General features: G+C 68.9%; 20 protein-coding genes and 1 tRNA gene. 14 read left to right on the forward strand and 7 right to left on the reverse strand.

All coding sequences use genetic code 11. The features are described 5' to 3' along the window. The first annotated feature begins 113 nt into the window (after positions 1–113). Positions 114–866: a class I SAM-dependent methyltransferase gene (locus tag ABY42_RS02665; protein WP_049905018.1), complete on the forward strand. Its 753-nt coding sequence runs from the start codon at positions 114–116 to the stop codon at positions 864–866. A gap of 61 nt (positions 867–927) precedes the next feature. Here ABY42_RS02665 and ABY42_RS02670 read toward each other — a convergent pair whose 3' ends face one another. Next, positions 928–1,566, reverse strand: coding sequence for an NAD(P)-dependent oxidoreductase (locus tag ABY42_RS02670; RefSeq protein WP_050458657.1), 639 nt, complete (start codon positions 1,564–1,566; stop codon positions 928–930). A gap of 133 nt (positions 1,567–1,699) precedes the next feature. Between ABY42_RS02670 and ABY42_RS02675 the strand changes: the two genes are divergently transcribed. Then, positions 1,700–2,047, forward strand: coding sequence for a winged helix-turn-helix transcriptional regulator (locus ABY42_RS02675; RefSeq protein ID WP_004973197.1), 348 nt, complete (start codon positions 1,700–1,702; stop codon positions 2,045–2,047). An 18-nt stretch (positions 2,048–2,065) separates the two neighbouring features. Here the strand turns inward: ABY42_RS02675 and ABY42_RS02680 are convergent, their stop codons facing one another. Continuing rightward, positions 2,066–2,281, reverse strand: a complete 216-nt coding sequence (locus ABY42_RS02680) for a zinc ribbon domain-containing protein (RefSeq protein WP_004973188.1) — start codon at positions 2,279–2,281, stop codon at positions 2,066–2,068. 75 nt (positions 2,282–2,356) lie between these two features. Here ABY42_RS02680 and ABY42_RS02685 point away from each other — a divergent pair, with 75 nt between their 5' ends. Then, the gene (locus ABY42_RS02685) at positions 2,357–2,638 is read left to right on the forward strand and encodes a hypothetical protein (RefSeq protein WP_050458658.1); all 282 of its coding nucleotides are present in this window, start codon (positions 2,357–2,359) and stop codon (positions 2,636–2,638) included. Between the two features lie 26 nt (positions 2,639–2,664). On the opposite strand, the gene ABY42_RS02690 is transcribed toward ABY42_RS02685, so the two are convergent. Further along, entirely contained in the window at positions 2,665–3,312 is a 648-nt protein-coding gene (locus ABY42_RS02690; RefSeq protein ID WP_004973183.1) for a DUF7095 family protein, read from the reverse strand. 144 nt (positions 3,313–3,456) lie between these two features. Here ABY42_RS02690 and ncsA point away from each other — a divergent pair, with 144 nt between their 5' ends. Continuing rightward, on the forward strand, positions 3,457–4,422 hold the full coding sequence (gene ncsA / locus ABY42_RS02695) for a tRNA 2-thiolation protein NcsA (RefSeq protein ID WP_050459880.1): 966 nt from the start codon (positions 3,457–3,459) through the stop codon (positions 4,420–4,422). Between the two features lie 179 nt (positions 4,423–4,601). Here the strand turns inward: ncsA and ftsZ are convergent, their stop codons facing one another. The 3 genes from ftsZ to ABY42_RS02710 form a co-directional block, all read right to left on the reverse strand. Beyond that, positions 4,602–5,813 carry a cell division protein FtsZ gene (ftsZ, locus tag ABY42_RS02700; protein ID WP_004973177.1) on the reverse strand — a complete coding sequence of 404 codons (1,212 nt, stop codon included), beginning with the start codon at positions 5,811–5,813 and terminating at the stop codon, positions 4,602–4,604. A gap of 2 nt (positions 5,814–5,815) precedes the next feature. Next, positions 5,816–6,001, reverse strand: a complete 186-nt coding sequence (locus tag ABY42_RS02705; RefSeq protein ID WP_004973176.1) for a ribbon-helix-helix domain-containing protein — start codon at positions 5,999–6,001, stop codon at positions 5,816–5,818. Positions 6,002–6,218: 217 nt separating this feature from the next. Then, entirely contained in the window at positions 6,219–6,809 is a 591-nt protein-coding gene (locus tag ABY42_RS02710; RefSeq protein WP_004973173.1) for a double zinc ribbon domain-containing protein, read from the reverse strand. Between the two features lie 125 nt (positions 6,810–6,934). Here ABY42_RS02710 and ABY42_RS02715 point away from each other — a divergent pair. Together ABY42_RS02715 and ABY42_RS02720 are read left to right on the forward strand one after the other, a co-directional pair. Further along, a tRNA-Tyr gene (locus ABY42_RS02715) sits at positions 6,935–7,008 on the forward strand. A 312-nt stretch (positions 7,009–7,320) separates the two neighbouring features. Then, a complete protein-coding gene (locus ABY42_RS02720) occupies positions 7,321–8,304 on the forward strand; it encodes an aldo/keto reductase (protein WP_004973170.1) in 984 nt (327 codons plus the stop codon). A gap of 37 nt (positions 8,305–8,341) precedes the next feature. Here ABY42_RS02720 and ABY42_RS02725 read toward each other — a convergent pair whose 3' ends face one another. Next, a complete protein-coding gene (locus ABY42_RS02725) occupies positions 8,342–8,824 on the reverse strand; it encodes a peroxiredoxin family protein (RefSeq protein WP_050458659.1) in 483 nt (160 codons plus the stop codon). A gap of 201 nt (positions 8,825–9,025) precedes the next feature. On the opposite strand from ABY42_RS02725, the gene ABY42_RS02730 reads away from it, so the two are divergent. The 8 genes from ABY42_RS02730 to ABY42_RS02765 all read left to right on the forward strand — a co-directional run bounded on the left by ABY42_RS02730 (position 9,026) and on the right by ABY42_RS02765 (position 15,483). Further along, positions 9,026–9,739 carry a hypothetical protein gene (locus tag ABY42_RS02730; RefSeq protein ID WP_004973167.1) on the forward strand — a complete coding sequence of 238 codons (714 nt, stop codon included), beginning with the start codon at positions 9,026–9,028 and terminating at the stop codon, positions 9,737–9,739. Positions 9,740–9,824: 85 nt separating this feature from the next. Further along, positions 9,825–10,460: an HAD family hydrolase gene (locus ABY42_RS02735; RefSeq protein WP_004973166.1), complete on the forward strand. Its 636-nt coding sequence runs from the start codon at positions 9,825–9,827 to the stop codon at positions 10,458–10,460. Continuing rightward, entirely contained in the window at positions 10,451–11,359 is a 909-nt protein-coding gene (locus tag ABY42_RS02740) for a CobD/CbiB family cobalamin biosynthesis protein (RefSeq protein WP_050458660.1), read from the forward strand. The genes ABY42_RS02735 and ABY42_RS02740 overlap by 10 nt, the downstream gene beginning before the upstream one ends. After that, positions 11,350–12,114 (forward strand): adenosylcobinamide-GDP ribazoletransferase, encoded by a 765-nt coding sequence (cobS, locus tag ABY42_RS02745; protein ID WP_050458661.1) that lies wholly within the window; start codon positions 11,350–11,352, stop codon positions 12,112–12,114. Before ABY42_RS02740 ends, cobS begins: the two co-directional genes overlap by 10 nt. Further along, positions 12,099–12,731: an NTP transferase domain-containing protein gene (locus tag ABY42_RS02750; protein WP_231608296.1), complete on the forward strand. Its 633-nt coding sequence runs from the start codon at positions 12,099–12,101 to the stop codon at positions 12,729–12,731. The genes cobS and ABY42_RS02750 overlap by 16 nt, the downstream gene beginning before the upstream one ends. After that, complete coding sequence (locus ABY42_RS02755; protein ID WP_050458663.1) at positions 12,722–13,756, forward strand: nicotinate-nucleotide--dimethylbenzimidazole phosphoribosyltransferase; 1,035 nt, start codon at positions 12,722–12,724, stop codon at positions 13,754–13,756. Before ABY42_RS02750 ends, ABY42_RS02755 begins: the two co-directional genes overlap by 10 nt. Next, positions 13,746–14,768 (forward strand): threonine-phosphate decarboxylase CobD, encoded by a 1,023-nt coding sequence (gene cobD, locus ABY42_RS02760; RefSeq protein WP_050458664.1) that lies wholly within the window; start codon positions 13,746–13,748, stop codon positions 14,766–14,768. Before ABY42_RS02755 ends, cobD begins: the two co-directional genes overlap by 11 nt. Next, the gene (locus tag ABY42_RS02765) at positions 14,761–15,483 is read left to right on the forward strand and encodes an adenosylcobinamide amidohydrolase (protein WP_050458665.1); all 723 of its coding nucleotides are present in this window, start codon (positions 14,761–14,763) and stop codon (positions 15,481–15,483) included. Before cobD ends, ABY42_RS02765 begins: the two co-directional genes overlap by 8 nt. Positions 15,484–15,501: the final 18 nt, after the last annotated feature.

The following is a 15,501-nucleotide window of genomic DNA, read 5'->3' on the forward strand; positions in this document are numbered from 1 at the left end:
ACACCGGACGGGGAGTCACTGACCCGTCGCATCGACTGTTTTTTGGGTCGCCGCGCCCGACACCGCGTGTGCGACGTTTCTCGGAATCGTACCTCCGGCGGACGCGAGCGGGCATGTGGGACGACTCCCGCGCGGCCCTCGCCGACCTCGACCTCGACGGCCGGGCTCGCATCCTCGACGTGGGCTGCGGGACCGGCGAGTTCACGCGCGTCCTCGCGGAGGCCTCGGACGCCCGCGTCGTCGGCGTCGACGCCGACACCGACCTGCTTTCTGTCGCCAGCGACCGCGCCGGAATCGAGGCGGTCGCCGGCGACGCGACCCGACTTCCCTTCGCCGCCGACAGCTTCGATTTGGTCGTCTGTCAGGCGCTCCTCGTGAACCTCCCCGACCCGACCGCCGCGCTCTCCGAGTTCGCCCGCGTCTCGTCGGACCTCGTGGCGACGGTCGAACCCGACAACGCCGCCGTCGGCGTCGACTCGACCGTCGAGGCCGAGGCCGCGCTCGACCGCCGCGTCAGAGACGCGTTCCGCGACGGCGTGGCGACCGACGTGGCGCTCGGCGACCGCGTCCGCGGGCTGTTCGCCGACGCCGGCCTCTCGGTCGTCGGAACCCGCCGGTACCACCACCGGAAGCTGACCGAGCCGCCGTACGACGACCACGACGTGCGGAGCGCGGCCAAGAAGGCGACCGGCGAGGGGCTCGACCGCCACGAGGCCGACCTCCGCCGCGGCCTCGACGACGACTCCTACGAGTCCGTCCGCCGCGAGTGGCGGGAGATGGGGCGCGAAGTCGTCCAGCAGATTCGTGACGGGGAGTACCGCCGGGCCGAGGTCGTCCCGTTCGACGTGACGACGGGGCGAGTGTAGTCGGGTCACCGCCGGACCGATTCAACGCGACCCGACTCGACGGCCGAAAAAAGCTATCTGTTCAGTAGCCGACCGCGAGCTGTTCGTGGACTGCGTCGCCGCTCTCCAGTTCGTCCGCGAACGCGATTGCGAAGTCCTCCATGGAGATGCGGCTCTCGCCGTCCTCGTCGGCGACGAGTTCGCCGAGCGCGGTCCGGAACTCGCCGGTCCGCTCGCCGGGTTCGATGAACGCCGCGGGCGCGACGTAGGTCCACCGCAGGTCGTCGGCGTCTTCGAGCAGGCCGTACGCCTCGATGGCGGCGCTGGCGACCGGCTTCCACTCGTCGGGGAACTCCGGCGAGTCGATGAGCCGCGTGTCGGGGGCGACGTTCAGGATGCCCGCGCCGCCGGTCCAGACGAGGCGGTCGACCGAGGCGCGGCGCATCCCGTCGACGACGGCGTCGAGCATCTCGACGAGGACCTCCGGCGACTCGTCGTCGCCCGGGCCGAGCGCGGAGGCGACCGCGTCGTGCCCCGCGGCGAGTCGCGCGATTTGGTCGGCGTCGGTCGCGTCGCCGGCGACCGCCGAGAAGTCGGGGTCGTCGACGCCGTCGACGTCGCCGCTTCGGGAGACGCCGGTCACCGCGTGGCCGCGGTTCAGGAGTTCGTTCGCGATTCGCGTGCCGATTCGGCCGCTCGCACCGAGGAGGAGTACGTTCATGGTGGGTGTGTTGTGTGTCGTGAGTGTGTTCGCCGCTCGGTTCGCCGCGACGATGCGGTCACATCGTCATACTTGGTCAACGAGGGTGAGTTTATTATATCTAAGCGAACCTCGGTATGAGTAGGTCACGCCGATGTCACCGCACCAGAACCTCGAAACGAAGTACGAACAGTGTCCGGTCATCAAGACGCTCGAAGAAATCGGCTCGCGGTGGCGGATGACGGTCATCCACGTGCTGCGTGAGGGCGACCTCCGGTTCAACGAACTCAAGCGCGCGAGCGGCGCGAACTCCCAGACGCTCTCGCGCGTGCTGGACGACCTCCAAGAACTGGGGTACGTCGAGCGGGAGGTCGAAGACGGCAGTCCAATCGCGGTGTACTACTCGCTCACGCAGAAGGGCGAAGAGCTGCTACCGGCGTTCGACGACATCTCGGAGTGGGGCGAAAAATGGATGTCCGAGGACGGCGGCGCGGAATCGTAACCGGCGCAGCGTGGTCGCTCAGCCGAGGAACAGGTCGACGAAGTTCCCGCTCGACTGCCCGCGGTAGAGTTCCGAGTAGCCGCAGTTCGCACACGAGACGACGGTGAACTGGCGGTTCTGAATGTCGAACATCTTGGAGAGACCGGTCCCCGAGGTCGCGATGGAGTCGATTTCGGTCTCGGAGTGGCCGCACTTCGGACAGCCGTCGCGGTCGGCACTTGGTGGAGGGCTCATGTTGGGTAGTTGAACTACTCCAGTGAAAAAACCACCTCCAAAACGATTTCTTGCCTCCCGCCCGCGAGTACGCACATGCCCGCCGGTGGTCTCGTGTTCTTCCTCTTCGTCCTCCTCAGCATCGGTGCCGCAATCGCCCTTTACGCCGCGATTCAAGCCGAGACGAGCGACTTACCGACGATGAGTCGCGAGGAGGCGGAACGCCGCGCCCGAGACGAGGGGATGCGGTACAACGAAAAACACGGTCGCGGAACCGACCGCCGCCCGGACGAGAACGACCGAGGTGACGGCTCTGGCTGGGGCTCCGAGCGCATCGACGACCGCGACCGCGGCCGCGACGACGCCCGCGACTGGTAGCCGGTCGGCCCGGCTCGGTTCCGCCCTCAGACCACGTCGCCGCGGACCGACGTGCCGGTCTGCTCGGCCCGGTAGGCTCGCATCGCCTCGACGGCCGTCTCGGCCTCGTCGCCTTCCAGCCCGAGCATCTCCAGCGCGCCCGAGAGCGTCGGGAAGGCGAACTCGCTGTTCCGGAGTTTCGACATCGCGTCGGGCGAGCGCTGGCCGTCGGCGTAGAGGCAGACGCCGCGGGGGTCGAGAATCTGTTCGTAGGCCTCGCGGGCGACCGCGCCCTTCAGCCGCTGGGTGACGTTGTCCTCGAACGAGGCGTTGCACACTTCGAGGTGGACCGGTTCGTCGTCGTCGGGGAGCAGGTGAGCGGCGAGGCATTTCTCGGGGGCCGCGTAGCCGTTCGCGTTGGCTCGCAGCAGGTCGGGATGCTCGCGCGCCCACTCGGCGCGGACGCTCTTGCCGACGCCCTTCACGCCGTGGGACCGCTCGAACGCCTCGGCCGCGTCGGGGTCGCCGCGGAGGAGGATGTCTTTCGTCACGTACACGTCGAGTCGGTCGAGGGGGTCGAGGCCGAGCGCCACGTCGCCGTAGACCCACACCTCGCGGACCGGAACGGGGAGCGTCTCGGACTCGACGGCGTCGACGACGGCGTCGACTCGGTCGAGGGCGGCGTCTCTGTCCATCGACTGTCCGTGGGGTTCGGAGGGTCAAACCGGTTGCGACCGAGCGTGATGGGTGTGACCGAGCGCGGTGGGTTCGTCGGTCGAGCGAGCGACGCCCGCCCCGAGGCGAAACCCGTATCCCTCCCGCCGGGCAAGCGACCGGCAATGGAGTGCGACAAGTGCGGCCGCGACGCGGTGATGCACGCGGCCTACTCCGGGGCCCACCTCTGCGAAGACCACTTTTGCGCCTCGGTCGAGAAACGCGTGCGCCGCCGCATCCGCGAGGACAACATGCTGCCCCGCGACGCCAGCCCGGAGAACCCTCAGACGTGGGTTATCGGACTCTCCGGCGGCAAGGACAGCGTCGTCCTCACACACATCCTCGACGACACGTTCGGTCGAGACCCCCGAATCGAACTCGTCGCCCTCACCATCCACGAGGGCATCGAGGGCTACCGCGACAAGTCCGTCGACGCCTGCGTCGAACTCGCGGAAGACCTCGACATCCACCACGAACTGGTCACCTACGAAGACGAGTTCGGCGTCCAGATGGACGACGTGGTCGAAAAGGACCCCGAGGACATGGCCGCCTGCGCCTACTGCGGCGTGTTCCGCCGCGACCTGCTCGAACGCTTCGCCGACGAGCTCGGGGCGGACAAACTGCTCACGGGCCACAACCTCGACGACGAGGCGCAGACGGCGCTCATGAACTTCTTCGAGGGCGACCTCAAGCAGGTCGCAAAGCACTTCGACGCCAGCATCGGCGACTTCGAAAAGCGCCGCGACGCCGGGGAGTTCATCCCGCGGGCCAAGCCGCTGCGCGACGTGCCCGAAAAGGAAGTCGCGCTCTACGCCCACCTGAAGGACCTCCCGGCGCACATCACCGAGTGCCCCCACTCCTCGGAGGCCTACCGCGGCGAGATTCAGCAGTTGCTGTTGAAACTCGAAGAGAACCACCCCGGCACCCGCCACTCCATCATGGCCGGCTACGAGGAGTTAGCCGAACTGACCGCCCGCGAGTACCGCGGCGAGGGCCGCGTCGACCTCAACGACTGCGAGCGCTGCGGGTCGAAGACCGCCGGCGACGTCTGTCGGAAGTGCCGGCTCATCGAGTCGATAGAAGCGGTCTGAGCGGTACGGAACGCCGATTTCTCGCCGTGTCTTACGAGTCGGACAGTCAGACAGCGACGGGTGAGGTCACACCGACCGAGCTGTCGTCGACGCTCACGGTCGGAGAACCGCGTCAGCGAAAAAGAACCCACGAGTGTACCCGACGGGCTCGGCGGCGTCCGCGCGGGTCAGACAGGGCGTTACCGGATGACGTCGAGACCGTTGTTCTTCTCGACCTCGTCGCGGCCGCCGTCGGACCACGTGCCGCTCTGCGCCGTCTGGGCTCGTTCCGAGCTATCGAACTCCGAGCTTGAACCCGAGTGCTGTTGTTGCTGCGACTCGCGCGACTGGATGCTCTGACGCGACTTGTCGGCCTGCTTCTGCGTCGTCGGGCCGAGGACCTGCGCGGACTGGACGCCCGTCATGATGGCCATGACGCGGACTTTCCCCTTGTACTCGTCCTGAATGCGAGCGCCCCAGATGACGTTCGCGGCGGCTTCCAGCCGTTCGGTGATGTTGCTCGCGATTCCCTCGGCCTCCTTCAGCGTGAGGTCGGGGCCGCCCGTGATGTGGACGAGACCGCCGGACGCACCGCGGTAGTCCACGTCCAAAAGCGGGTGGTTCATCGCGTCGTTGACCACCTCTTGGGTCTTGTTCTTGTCTTGCGTCTCGCCAACGAGCATCACCGCGACGCCGCCCTGATTCATGATTGTCGACATGTCGGCGTAGTCGAGGTTGATGAGCGACGGTTGGGTAATCGTCTCCGAGATGCCCTTGACGGTCTCGGCGATAATCTGGTCCATGACCGAGAACGCCTTGCCGATGGGCAGGTTCGGGACGTAATCGAGGAGGCGGTTGTTGTCCAGCACGATGATGGAGTCGGCCTCGTTGCGGAGGTTTTCGAGTCCCTCCTCGGCCTTGACCGTGCGGGCGCGCTCGACGTTGAACGGGGTCGAGACCATGCCCACGACGATTGCGCCCTGCTCCTTTGCGATCTTCGCGACGACGGGGGCCGCACCGGTACCGGTGCCACCACCCATCCCCGCGGTGACGAACACGAGGTCGGCGTCGCCGAGCACGTCTTTGATCGTGCCCTGTGCCATCTCGGTCGCACGCTCACCCATCGACGGGTCACCACCGGCGCCGAGACCCTGCGTCAGGGACTTCCCGACGAGGATTTTCGTGTCCGCTTCGATCATCTTCAGGTGCTGCTTGTCGGTGTTGATGGCGACCGTGTCGGCCCCCTCGACACCGATGTTGTACAGGCGGTTGATGGTGTTGTTGCCAGCACCACCGGCGCCGACGATGACGATTCGCGGGTCACCGAACTGGTCGTCGCTGTCGTCGAGCGACGACTGCGTCTTGCGCTCGGCCTCGTCCCGTTCCATCGCCTCGCGAACGATATCCTGCATAGTTACACCTTTGCCCAGCCGCGCTTGCTGGTAGATTCGCGCTGTCGCTTGTCAGTAGTCTGTTCGTTGAGCATATCGCGAACGGCTGAACGGATGGCTTCGGATCGGTTCGGGAACTCTCCCGTCTCGACCATCCGCTCGACCTCCTCGATTTGCTGCTTCGGAATTCGTAGTGTCACACGCTCCATGTTTACATTCCCCCGGTAAGACGGCGCGCCGCACTCGTGTGCGAGTGTCTTACACCCGAAAACCGACGGACGACGCCGGGATGCGGGCCGCCGTCGGGTGGCTGTAAGACAACCGTCTTACGCGATAATCACCACAGAGGGATAGAATATAAATGTAACGGCGATTGTAAGACGGGGCTGAATATCCCGTATAGGACGCTTTAATCGCCGGTTATGCTCATTCCAGAACGTCGGCTGCGGGCGTCCGGCGACCGCAGTCGGGGCAGAACGCCCAGTCGGAGCGGAGTTCGTCGCCGCACTCGCAGAACACGCGATGGGAGGTTTTCTCGCCGCAGTTCGGGCAGTACACGTGGTCCTTCCCCACGGATTCGCCACATTGGCCACAGCTCATCTCGCGGTCGTCAGCCTTTGACGACTGCAGTTCGTCCCGTGTCTTACGAACCGTATTCGGGTTTTCTTCCCGGGCTACACCCGCGTTTACGCGTGATTCGCCGTTCGAACCATCGACGTTGATGTTGACGTTCAGGTCCGAGGGCGTCGGACGCTCGGACTCGCGGGCCGCCGCCGCTTCCTCGACGAGCGTCGGGAGTCGTTCGTCGAGTCGCTCGTCGACGAGTTCCTCGACCCGCGCCGAGAGCGCGCCGTCGAGGCCGTCGGTGTCGGACGCGTCGTCGTCCGCGGCGTCGTCACGTTCCAGGTCGTCGAGGTACCGGCGGAGCGCCTCGCGCATCACCTCGCTTTTCGAGGTGTCGAGGCGGTCCAAGCGCTCGACGAGGGCGTCGTCGGCGCGGAACGTGATTTTACTCATTACTCCGGGATTATCTCGGCGGCATATCAATGTTCGCACCTGTCTGACACACGGCACACATGCACGGTGCACGCGGCGGCGAGAATGATAATGGTTAAACGCATCGACCGGATAGCAATCGGTGACCGCTCTTAGCTCAGCCTGGCAGAGCAGCCGACTGTAGATCGGCTTGTCCCCCGTTCAAATCGGGGAGAGCGGATTTTGCTTGCAAAACCCGGTCGAGCCGGTTTGAGCAGGTCAGTCGCAGCGCGTGAACGAAGTGAACGCGTCGTCTGACTGGGTTCAAATCGGGGAGAGCGGACTGAACTTCAACACCCGCGAGCGCAGCGAGCGATGTTGCATGTGACGGACTTCTCGACCCGATTTGAGCAGCGAGCGACGCGAAGCGTTGCGAGTGAGTTCAAATCGGGGAGAGCGGTCAGATTCTACCCCGCTAGAATCCTCACGAACAATCGGCGTATATCTCGCCGCGACCCCGTCATTTACCCCCGTCTGTTCGAAATCGGACGCCATGGATTCTCGACCGCTCGGTACGACTGGATTCGACGTCTCTGAGGTCGCGCTGGGAACGTGGCAACTCGGCGGTAGCTGGGGCCCGGTGACCGACGAGGAAGCGTACGACGCCATCGAAGCCGCACTCGACGCGGGCATCAACTTCCTCGACACCGCGGACGTGTACGGCGACGGCGACAGCGAACGCCGAATCGGCGACGTGCTCGACGACCGCGACGACGACGTCACCGTCGCCACCAAGGCGGGGCGACGACTCGACCCGCACGAGGCGGACGGCTACAACCGCGAGAACCTCGAACGGTTCGTGGACCGAAGCCGGGACAACCTCGGTGTCGACTCGCTCGACCTCGTCCAACTCCACTGCCCGCCGCGGGACGTGTACTACCAGCCGGAGGTGTTCGACGCGCTCTCTGACCTCCGCGACGGCGGGAAGATAGACCACTACGGCGTGAGCGTCGAGAAGGCCGAAGACGGCCTCAAAGCCATCGAGTACGACGGTGTCGAGACGGTGCAGATAATCTTCAACCCGCTCCGACAGCGGCCGGCCGAACTGTTCTTCCGGGAGGCACAGCGCCGGAACGTCGGCGTCATCGTCCGCGTCCCGCTGGCGTCGGGGCTGCTCACCGGTGCGCTCTCCGAAGACGCCGAGTTCGGCGAGGACGACCACCGGAACTACAACCGAAACGGCGAGGCGTTCGACGTGGGCGAGACGTTCGCCGGAATCCCGTTCGAAGACGGTCTCGCCGCCGCGGACTCGATAGCAGAGGTCGTCCCCGAGGGAGTGTCGCTCGCGCAGTTCACGCTCCGCTGGATTCTCTCGTTCGACGCCGTGAGCACCATCATCCCCGGGTCGACGTCGCCGGAACACATCCGCGACAACGTCGCCGCGGCGTCGCTCCCGCCGCTGTCGGCGGAGCAGTTCCAGCACGTCGAAGAAGCGTATGACGCGTACGCGCGCGAGCACGTTCACCATCGCTGGTGAGGTGTCCCAGTAGCGGCTACCGAGGTGCGACAGCCGGTTAGCTCTCGAAGACGTCCTCGTATTCGTTGCGGATGAAGTACCGGACCCAATTTCCGTAGGTCCGGTCGGCCGGGTGGTCGGCGACCTGTTCGTACTGGACGACACCGCCCTCGTCGACGACGTAGGTGCCGGCGATGCCGGTCACGCCGTGGCTGGTCTCTTCAGTCCCGCTGTACCGCGCAGCGACCTCGCCTTCCGGGTCGGCGGCCAGTTGGAAGTCGAAGTCGAACCGGTCGCGCATCTCGACCGCGTCGCCGAGGTCGCTCGTGACAACCGGGACCACGTCGACGCCGTCGTTGAACCAGAGGTCGTAGGCGACCTGGTCGAACGTCTGCAGTTGTTCGGCGCAGAACGAACACCACGTCCCGCGGTTGATGAGGACGACGGTCGGCCCGGTCTCCAGCGTCTCCGAGAGGGTGACGTCGTCGCCGGCGGTGCGTTCGAGCGTGAAGTCGGGTGCTTCGGTTCCCTGTAGACTCACGGCTCGAAGCGACGAACTGGTCGTAGCTATATGTGCGGTGGTTGGACGACTAGGGCACACCACCACCCGGAAGTGAAACCGGGGGTCTTGTCGGACTCCGCAAGCGGTGATAGCCCGGCTGAATCTGCAGCTCGGTAATGCCCGAGTCTCTGCCACCCATCCACAGAAGATACTTATCCGCCAACACGTTCGAACCCAGTAGTGCCCTCCCGCAAGACGCTCCTCCTCGCAGTCGCTGTTGGGGTCGCGCTCATCGGCGGGTCCGTTGCGCTCGACGCGACGACCCCCGACAGGACGTACACCTACGAGGTGAGAGAGCTGTCTGCCTCCTCCGAGGGCGCCGCAGCGGTGGTCGTAGACGACACCACGGTCGACCTGGCGGGGCCGTCGGCGGCGTTCATCGCCAGCGACGGTCCCGGTGACCGACCGGAACGGACGGCGCTCCGCGAGGCGGCAAACGGGTCTCGGACGAAAGCGGCGCTCCCCGGGTCGCTCGTCGACCACCGGTATGCCGTCGTCGGGACTAGCGGCACCACCTCAGACGTGAGTGAGGTCTACCGCCTCCACGAATACGAGGAAGACGGGACGGTACGAGTCACCACCGAGCGAGTCACACTCCGCGCGTTCTACGACGACCTCGCGGTTTCCGCCGCCACCCCTCGACTACGCGAACTCGTTCGAACGGGGGAACTCACCACACACGAACGCCTGACCGCCGTTCTCGTCGCACACGACGGGCGGTACTACCACGTGACTCAACCACCGCTGTCAACCCGATACGCGGGGGTGAGCACTGACCTCCACGACGTGGGGTACCTGCTCGGGAGTGGGATCGCGCTCCTCGCGGGGGGATGGTACGTCCTCGAACGGTGGGGGCGACGCGCTCGAGGGGACGGTCCCGAGGTTCGTCGCTGACGACCAGCGAGACACTCGATGGGGCCGCCACAGCCGAACCCCCCGCTTCGCTATATTCAAGTACAGTTTCGCCAATGAAATTCTAGTGGCAGTCACGTTCGACCTCTTCGGTACGCTCGTCGACGCCGAGTACCCCTCAGACCCCGGCGCGGCGGTCGCAGACGCGCTCCGCGAGTACGGCGTCGCCGTCCCCGACGACTGGGACGACGCCTACCGCGAGGTCCACATCGACGCGCCCGAGGGCGCGGAAGTCCCGCTTCCGGCCCACGTCGCCGCGGCGCTCCGCTCTCGGGGCGTCGCCTCGCCGGACAACGCCGCTCGGCGGGCGGTCATCACGGCGTTCGACCCCGAGGTGACCACCCGTCCCGGCGCGGTCGAAGCGGTCGCGGCTGCCCGCGAGGCCGGCCCGGTCGGCCTCCTCTCGAACTGCTCGGTCCCCGAACTCGTCGCGCGGACGCTCATCCGGTCGGACCTCGACAGACGCGGTTTCGACGCCATCACGACGAGCGTCGCCTGCGGCTGGCGGAAACCCCACCCGCAAGCGTTCGAGGCGGCCGCTCGCGGCCTCGGCGTCGAGGCGACCGAGTTAGTCCACGTCGGCGACGACCCGGACTCCGACGGCGGCGTCGAGGGCGTCGGCGGCCGGTTCGTGAACCTCCGGGAGACGACGCTCGAATCGGTCGCGGCGAGGCTACGCGCCGGGGAGGACCCGTGCCCGTGACCGCCGCGGCCGCCGTCGTCGCCGCCGCGGCGCTGGACCGAGGGTTCGCCGAACCGCCGGCGCGAATCCACCCGGTCGCGCTGTTCGGACGACTCGTCTCCCCCGTCGACCGCGAGTGGGCCCGTCCGACGCTCGTCGGCGGGGTCGCGGCCGTCGCGCTCCCGGCGCTCGCCGCGGGCGTCGCCGCGGGCGCGACGTGGGGTGCGACGCTCGTCTCGCCGTGGCTCGGCGCGGCCGTCGCCGCGCTCGCGCTGTTTTCGACCACGAGCCTTCGCATGTTGCTCGACGCGGCGGAGACGGTCGTCTCGGCCACGGCGGACGAGTCCGACCTCGACGCCGCCCGGGACGAACTCCGGGCGCTGGCCGGGCGCGACCCGTCGTCGCTCTCGGCGGCCGACATCCGGAGCGCCGCCGTCGAGAGCGCCGCGGAGAACCTCGCCGACGGCCTCGTCGCCCCGCTGCTCGCGTTTACGCTCCTCGCGCCCGTTTCGCTCCCGCTCGCGGTCGGCGCGGCCGCGTGGGTGAAAGGCGTCAACACGCTCGATTCGATGCTCGGCTACCGACACAAGCCGGTCGGTCGCGTTCCGGCCCGCCTCGACGACGCGGTGATGTGGCTCCCGGCGCGCGTCTCGGCCGTCTTGTTGGCCGTCGTCGCCGGCGCGCCGGCCACGGTGACGCGGGTCGGCGAGCTGGCGCGTCGCCCGTCGTCGCCCAACTCGGGGTGGCCGATGGCGACCCTCGCGGTCCTGCTGGAAACGCGACTCGAAAAGCCCGGTCACTACCTGCTCGACGGGGGACCCGAGGCCCCCGACGCGGCGACCGCCGCGCGGGGCGTCCGACTCGTCTCGCGGGCGGGGCTCGCCGCGTTCGCCGTCGCGGGGGTGGTCGCGTGGTTCTGACCGCGCTCCGCGGCGCGCTCGGCTTCCTCACCCGTCTCCCCGTCGGCGGCGACGAGTCGAACTGGGACGCCTTCAGACGCACGCCCGTGGCGTTTCCGCTCGTCGGCTACGTCGTCGGCGCGCTCGCCGCGCTCCCGCTGGTGCTCCCGCTCCCGATTCCGACCGCGGCCGCGCTGTACCTCGTGACGCTGTACCTCGTGACCGGCGTCACCCACGCCGACGGCCTCGCAGACCTCGGCGACGCCGCGGTCGTCCACGGCGACGCCGACCGGCGGCTGTCGGTCCTGAAGGACTCCCAGACGGGGGTCGGCGGCCTGCTCGCGTTCGGCCTGACGCTCGTCGTCCTCGCGCTCGGCGCGTTCGGCCTCGCGGGCGCGGGTGGCCGTATCGGCCTCACGGCCGCCGTCGCAATCGCGCTCGCCGCCGAGGTCGGCGCGAAAGCCGGCATGGCGACGCTGGTCTGTCTCGGCGCGCCCGCCCACGAAGGGCTCGGCTCGGCGCTCGTCGGCGAGAACAGCCCCTCGGGGCTGCTCGCTGTCGCCGTGGCCTGTCTCCCGGTCGTCGCGCTCGCGCCGGTCACGGGCGGTCCCGCCGTCGTCGCGGCGCTCTGCTGCGGGCCGGTCGTCGCGCTCCTCGTCCGCTCGTGGGGTCGCGCCCGGCTCGGCGGCGTCTCGGGCGACCTGCTCGGCGCGACGAACGAGCTAGCCCGCGCCGCGGCCGTCCACGTGGGGGTGGTGGTATGGACGCTCTCGTGATGTGCGGCGGCCGCGGCACCCGCCTCGACGCGCCGGTCGAAAAGCCGCTCGTGGACATCTGCGGGCGACCCATGCTCGACCGAGTCGCCGCGGCGCTCCGCGATTCGAGCGTCGAGAGCGTCCGCGCGGTCACCTCGCCGCACACGCCGAACACCCGCGACCGCGCCGCCGACCTCGGCCTCGACCCCATCGAGGCCCCCGGCGACGGCTACGTCTCCGACCTCGGATTCGCGCTGGCCCGCGTCTCCCGACCGGCCGTCACCGTCGTCTCCGACCTGCCGCTCGTGGCACCCGAACACGTCGACGCCGTCGTCGCGGCCGCCGATGGCGGGGCCGCCACCGCGTGCGTCCCCGTCGAACTGAAGCGAGAACTCGGCGCCAGCGTCGACGACGCGCTCGTCTTCGACCACGAGAGGACCGCCGTCTGCCCGACCGGACTGGGCGTCGTCGGTCCCGCGGACGCAGATGGCGAGACCGACGCCGAGACGAACACGGACACCAACACTGACGCCGACACCAACACCGATTCGACCATGTACCTCTCCACAGACACCAGACTCGCACTCAACGTGAACCGCCCGACAGACATCGCGCTCGCGGAGGACCGATGCGAGTAGTCCTCGTCGCCGGCACGACCGAGACGGCGAAGATTCCCGGTATCAGCGCCGCCGGCGCGGACCCCTCGCTCGTCGGCCACACGCCGAGCGCCGACGCCGAAATCATCGAGTACGGCGAGCCCGTCCGCTCGCCGGTGACGCCGGTCAGCCCGACGGGCTGTCCGACGCCCGCGGCCGTCACCCGCGCCGTCAAGCAACTCACCGGATTCGACGTGCTCACCGTCGACGCCGGCCTCGCCAAGCCGAGCGCCGCGCCGACCATCGACGTGGGCGCGCGACCCGGCCGCGACATCCGCGAGAGCGAACCGGTCCCGACCGCGCCCGGCGCGTTCGAGGCGGCCCGGCGGATGGGCCTCGCGCTCCCCGAAGACGAACTCGTCATCGGCGAGACCGTCCCCGGCGGGACGACCACCGCGCTCGCGGTGTTCCGCGCGCTCGGCGAGGAGTTCCCCGTCTCGTCGTCGCTCCCGGACAACCCGACGAGCCTGAAAGAGGAGGTCGTCGCCGAGGCGTTCGAAGCCAGCGACGTCGAACCCGGCTTCGCGGCCCACAAGCCCCGGCGCGCCGCCCGCTACCTCGGCGACCCGGTGCTTCCGGTCGTGGCCGGACTCACCGTCGGCGCGCTCGAAAACGGTATCGACGTGACGCTCGGCGGCGGGACGCAACTGCTCGCGGCCGCCGCGCTCGCCCGCCACGCCGGCGCGAACGGCGACCTGACCCTCGCCACCACTTCGTACCTCGCCGACGACGTGCCCGAGTTGGCCGACGCCGCCGAGGCGCTCGACCTCGAGTTGACCGTCACCGACCCCGGCTTCGAGACGCACCCGCTGGACCGCTACGCCGCGGGCGAGGCCAAGGAGGGCGCGGGCATGGGCGGCGCGCTCATGCTCGCCGACCGGATGGGCGTCCTTGACGACGTGGAGGCGGCCACGCTCGACGTGCTCTCGACGCTGGACCCCGAGGCCGTCGAGACCGCGGCGGTCGACACCGACGGGGCCGACGCCGACATCGACGATGGACCCTGAATCCGTCCGGGCGGGGAGCCGCGTCCCCCACGGCGGGACCACCGACCCGACCGTCGTCGACTTCAGCGCGAACACCAATCCCGAGCGGCCCGCGGGCGTCGAGGCGGTGTACCGCGAGGCGTTCGACGCCTCGACCCGCTACCCCGACGACGACTACGCCGACTTCCGGGCGGCCGCCGGGGACTACGTCGGCTGTGTACCCGAAGCGGTCGTGCCGACCGCCGGCGGCCTCGAAGCCCTGCGGCTCGCGTTCGAGGTGACGCTGTCGCCCGGCGACACCGCGCTCGTCCCCGAGCCGAGCTTCGGGGAGTACGACCGCGAGATTCGCCTGCAGGGCGCGGAGCCGGTTCCCGTCGCCCACGACGAACTCCTCGACGCCGACCCCGTGGGCCACGCGGTCGCGGTCGTCTGCACGCCGAACAACCCGACGGGCGAACTCGCGCCCGCCGGCGACCTCCGGGCGTTCGCGGCGCGCTGCCGCGAGGCCGACACGGTCCTCGTCGTCGACGAGGCGTTCCTCGATTTCACCGACGAGCCGAGCCTCGCGGGCGAACCCGGCGTCGTCGTCGCCCGGTCGCTGACGAAGATGTTCGGCCTGCCGGGCGTCCGCGCCGGGTTCGCCGTCGCCACCGACGACCTCGGCGACCGACTCGCCGTGGCCCGACGAGCGTGGTCGCTCTCGACGCCCGCGGCCGCCGTCGGCACGTACTGCATGGACGACGCCGAGTTCGTCTCGCGCACGCGAGAGCGCGTCGCGGACGAGCGCGAACGGCTCCGCGAGACGCTCTCCGAGGCCTTCGACGTGTACCCGTCGGACGCGCCGTTTCTCCTCCTCGACGTCGGCGACCGCGACGTCGACACGGTGGTCGAGACCGCCCGCGACCGCGGCGTCGCCGTCCGGGACGCGACGACGTTTCCGACGCTCGACTCGCACGTCCGCGTCGCGGTGAAACGCCCCGACGAGAACGACGAACTGCTCCGGGCGCTCGCTGCCGTCGCCGACGATGTTTGAGGCGACGCGCCGCGCCGGCGTCTGTCGGCTGAGCCGTCCGGACACGCGCTGGCTCTCGACGGGCTACGCCGGCGGCGAGTCGCGAGCCGACGCCGCGTTCAACGTCACCGTCCCAGAGGGCTGGCCCGAGACGGACCTCGACGCGTACGTCGAACGTCGGCTCTCGTCGGCCGGCTTCGACGAGCGCGGGCCGACGCTCCTGACGGGCGTGGGGCAGGAACACGCCCGGCGCGCCCGGTTCGGCCCGGTCGAGGTCGTCGCCACCGCGGGCGTGTCGAACCCGGCGGAACTCCCGATAGACGGCGACCCGAGCGAGCGGGCCGACGAGTCGGGCGAATGGGACGACGAGTCCGACACCGCTGACCCGACAGGCACGGTCAACGTCTTCGTCGGGACGACGCGGTCGCTGGAGCCGGGTGCGCTCGCGAACCTCGTCGCCGTGGCCGCCGAGGCGAAGGCGGCGACGCTCCTCGCTCGCTGCGGCGCGCCGGGGACGACGACCGACGCCGTGGTCGCCGCGTGCGACCCCGCGGGCGACCCGGTGACGTTCTCGGGAAGCGCGACCGAGGTCGGCAACGCCGCGCGGGTCTGCGTCCGCGACGTGGTGCTCGCGAGCCTCGATTCGCGGTACGCCGACGACCCGATTCCGCGGGGCGTCGACGAGGCGAGTTACGGCGTCGTCGCCGACGACCGCGCGACCGTCTCTTCGATTTGAGAACTACCGAGAAAACGG

It is taken from the genome of Haloferax gibbonsii (genome assembly GCF_001190965.1).
In the GTDB taxonomy this organism is placed as follows: domain Archaea; phylum Halobacteriota; class Halobacteria; order Halobacteriales; family Haloferacaceae; genus Haloferax; species Haloferax gibbonsii.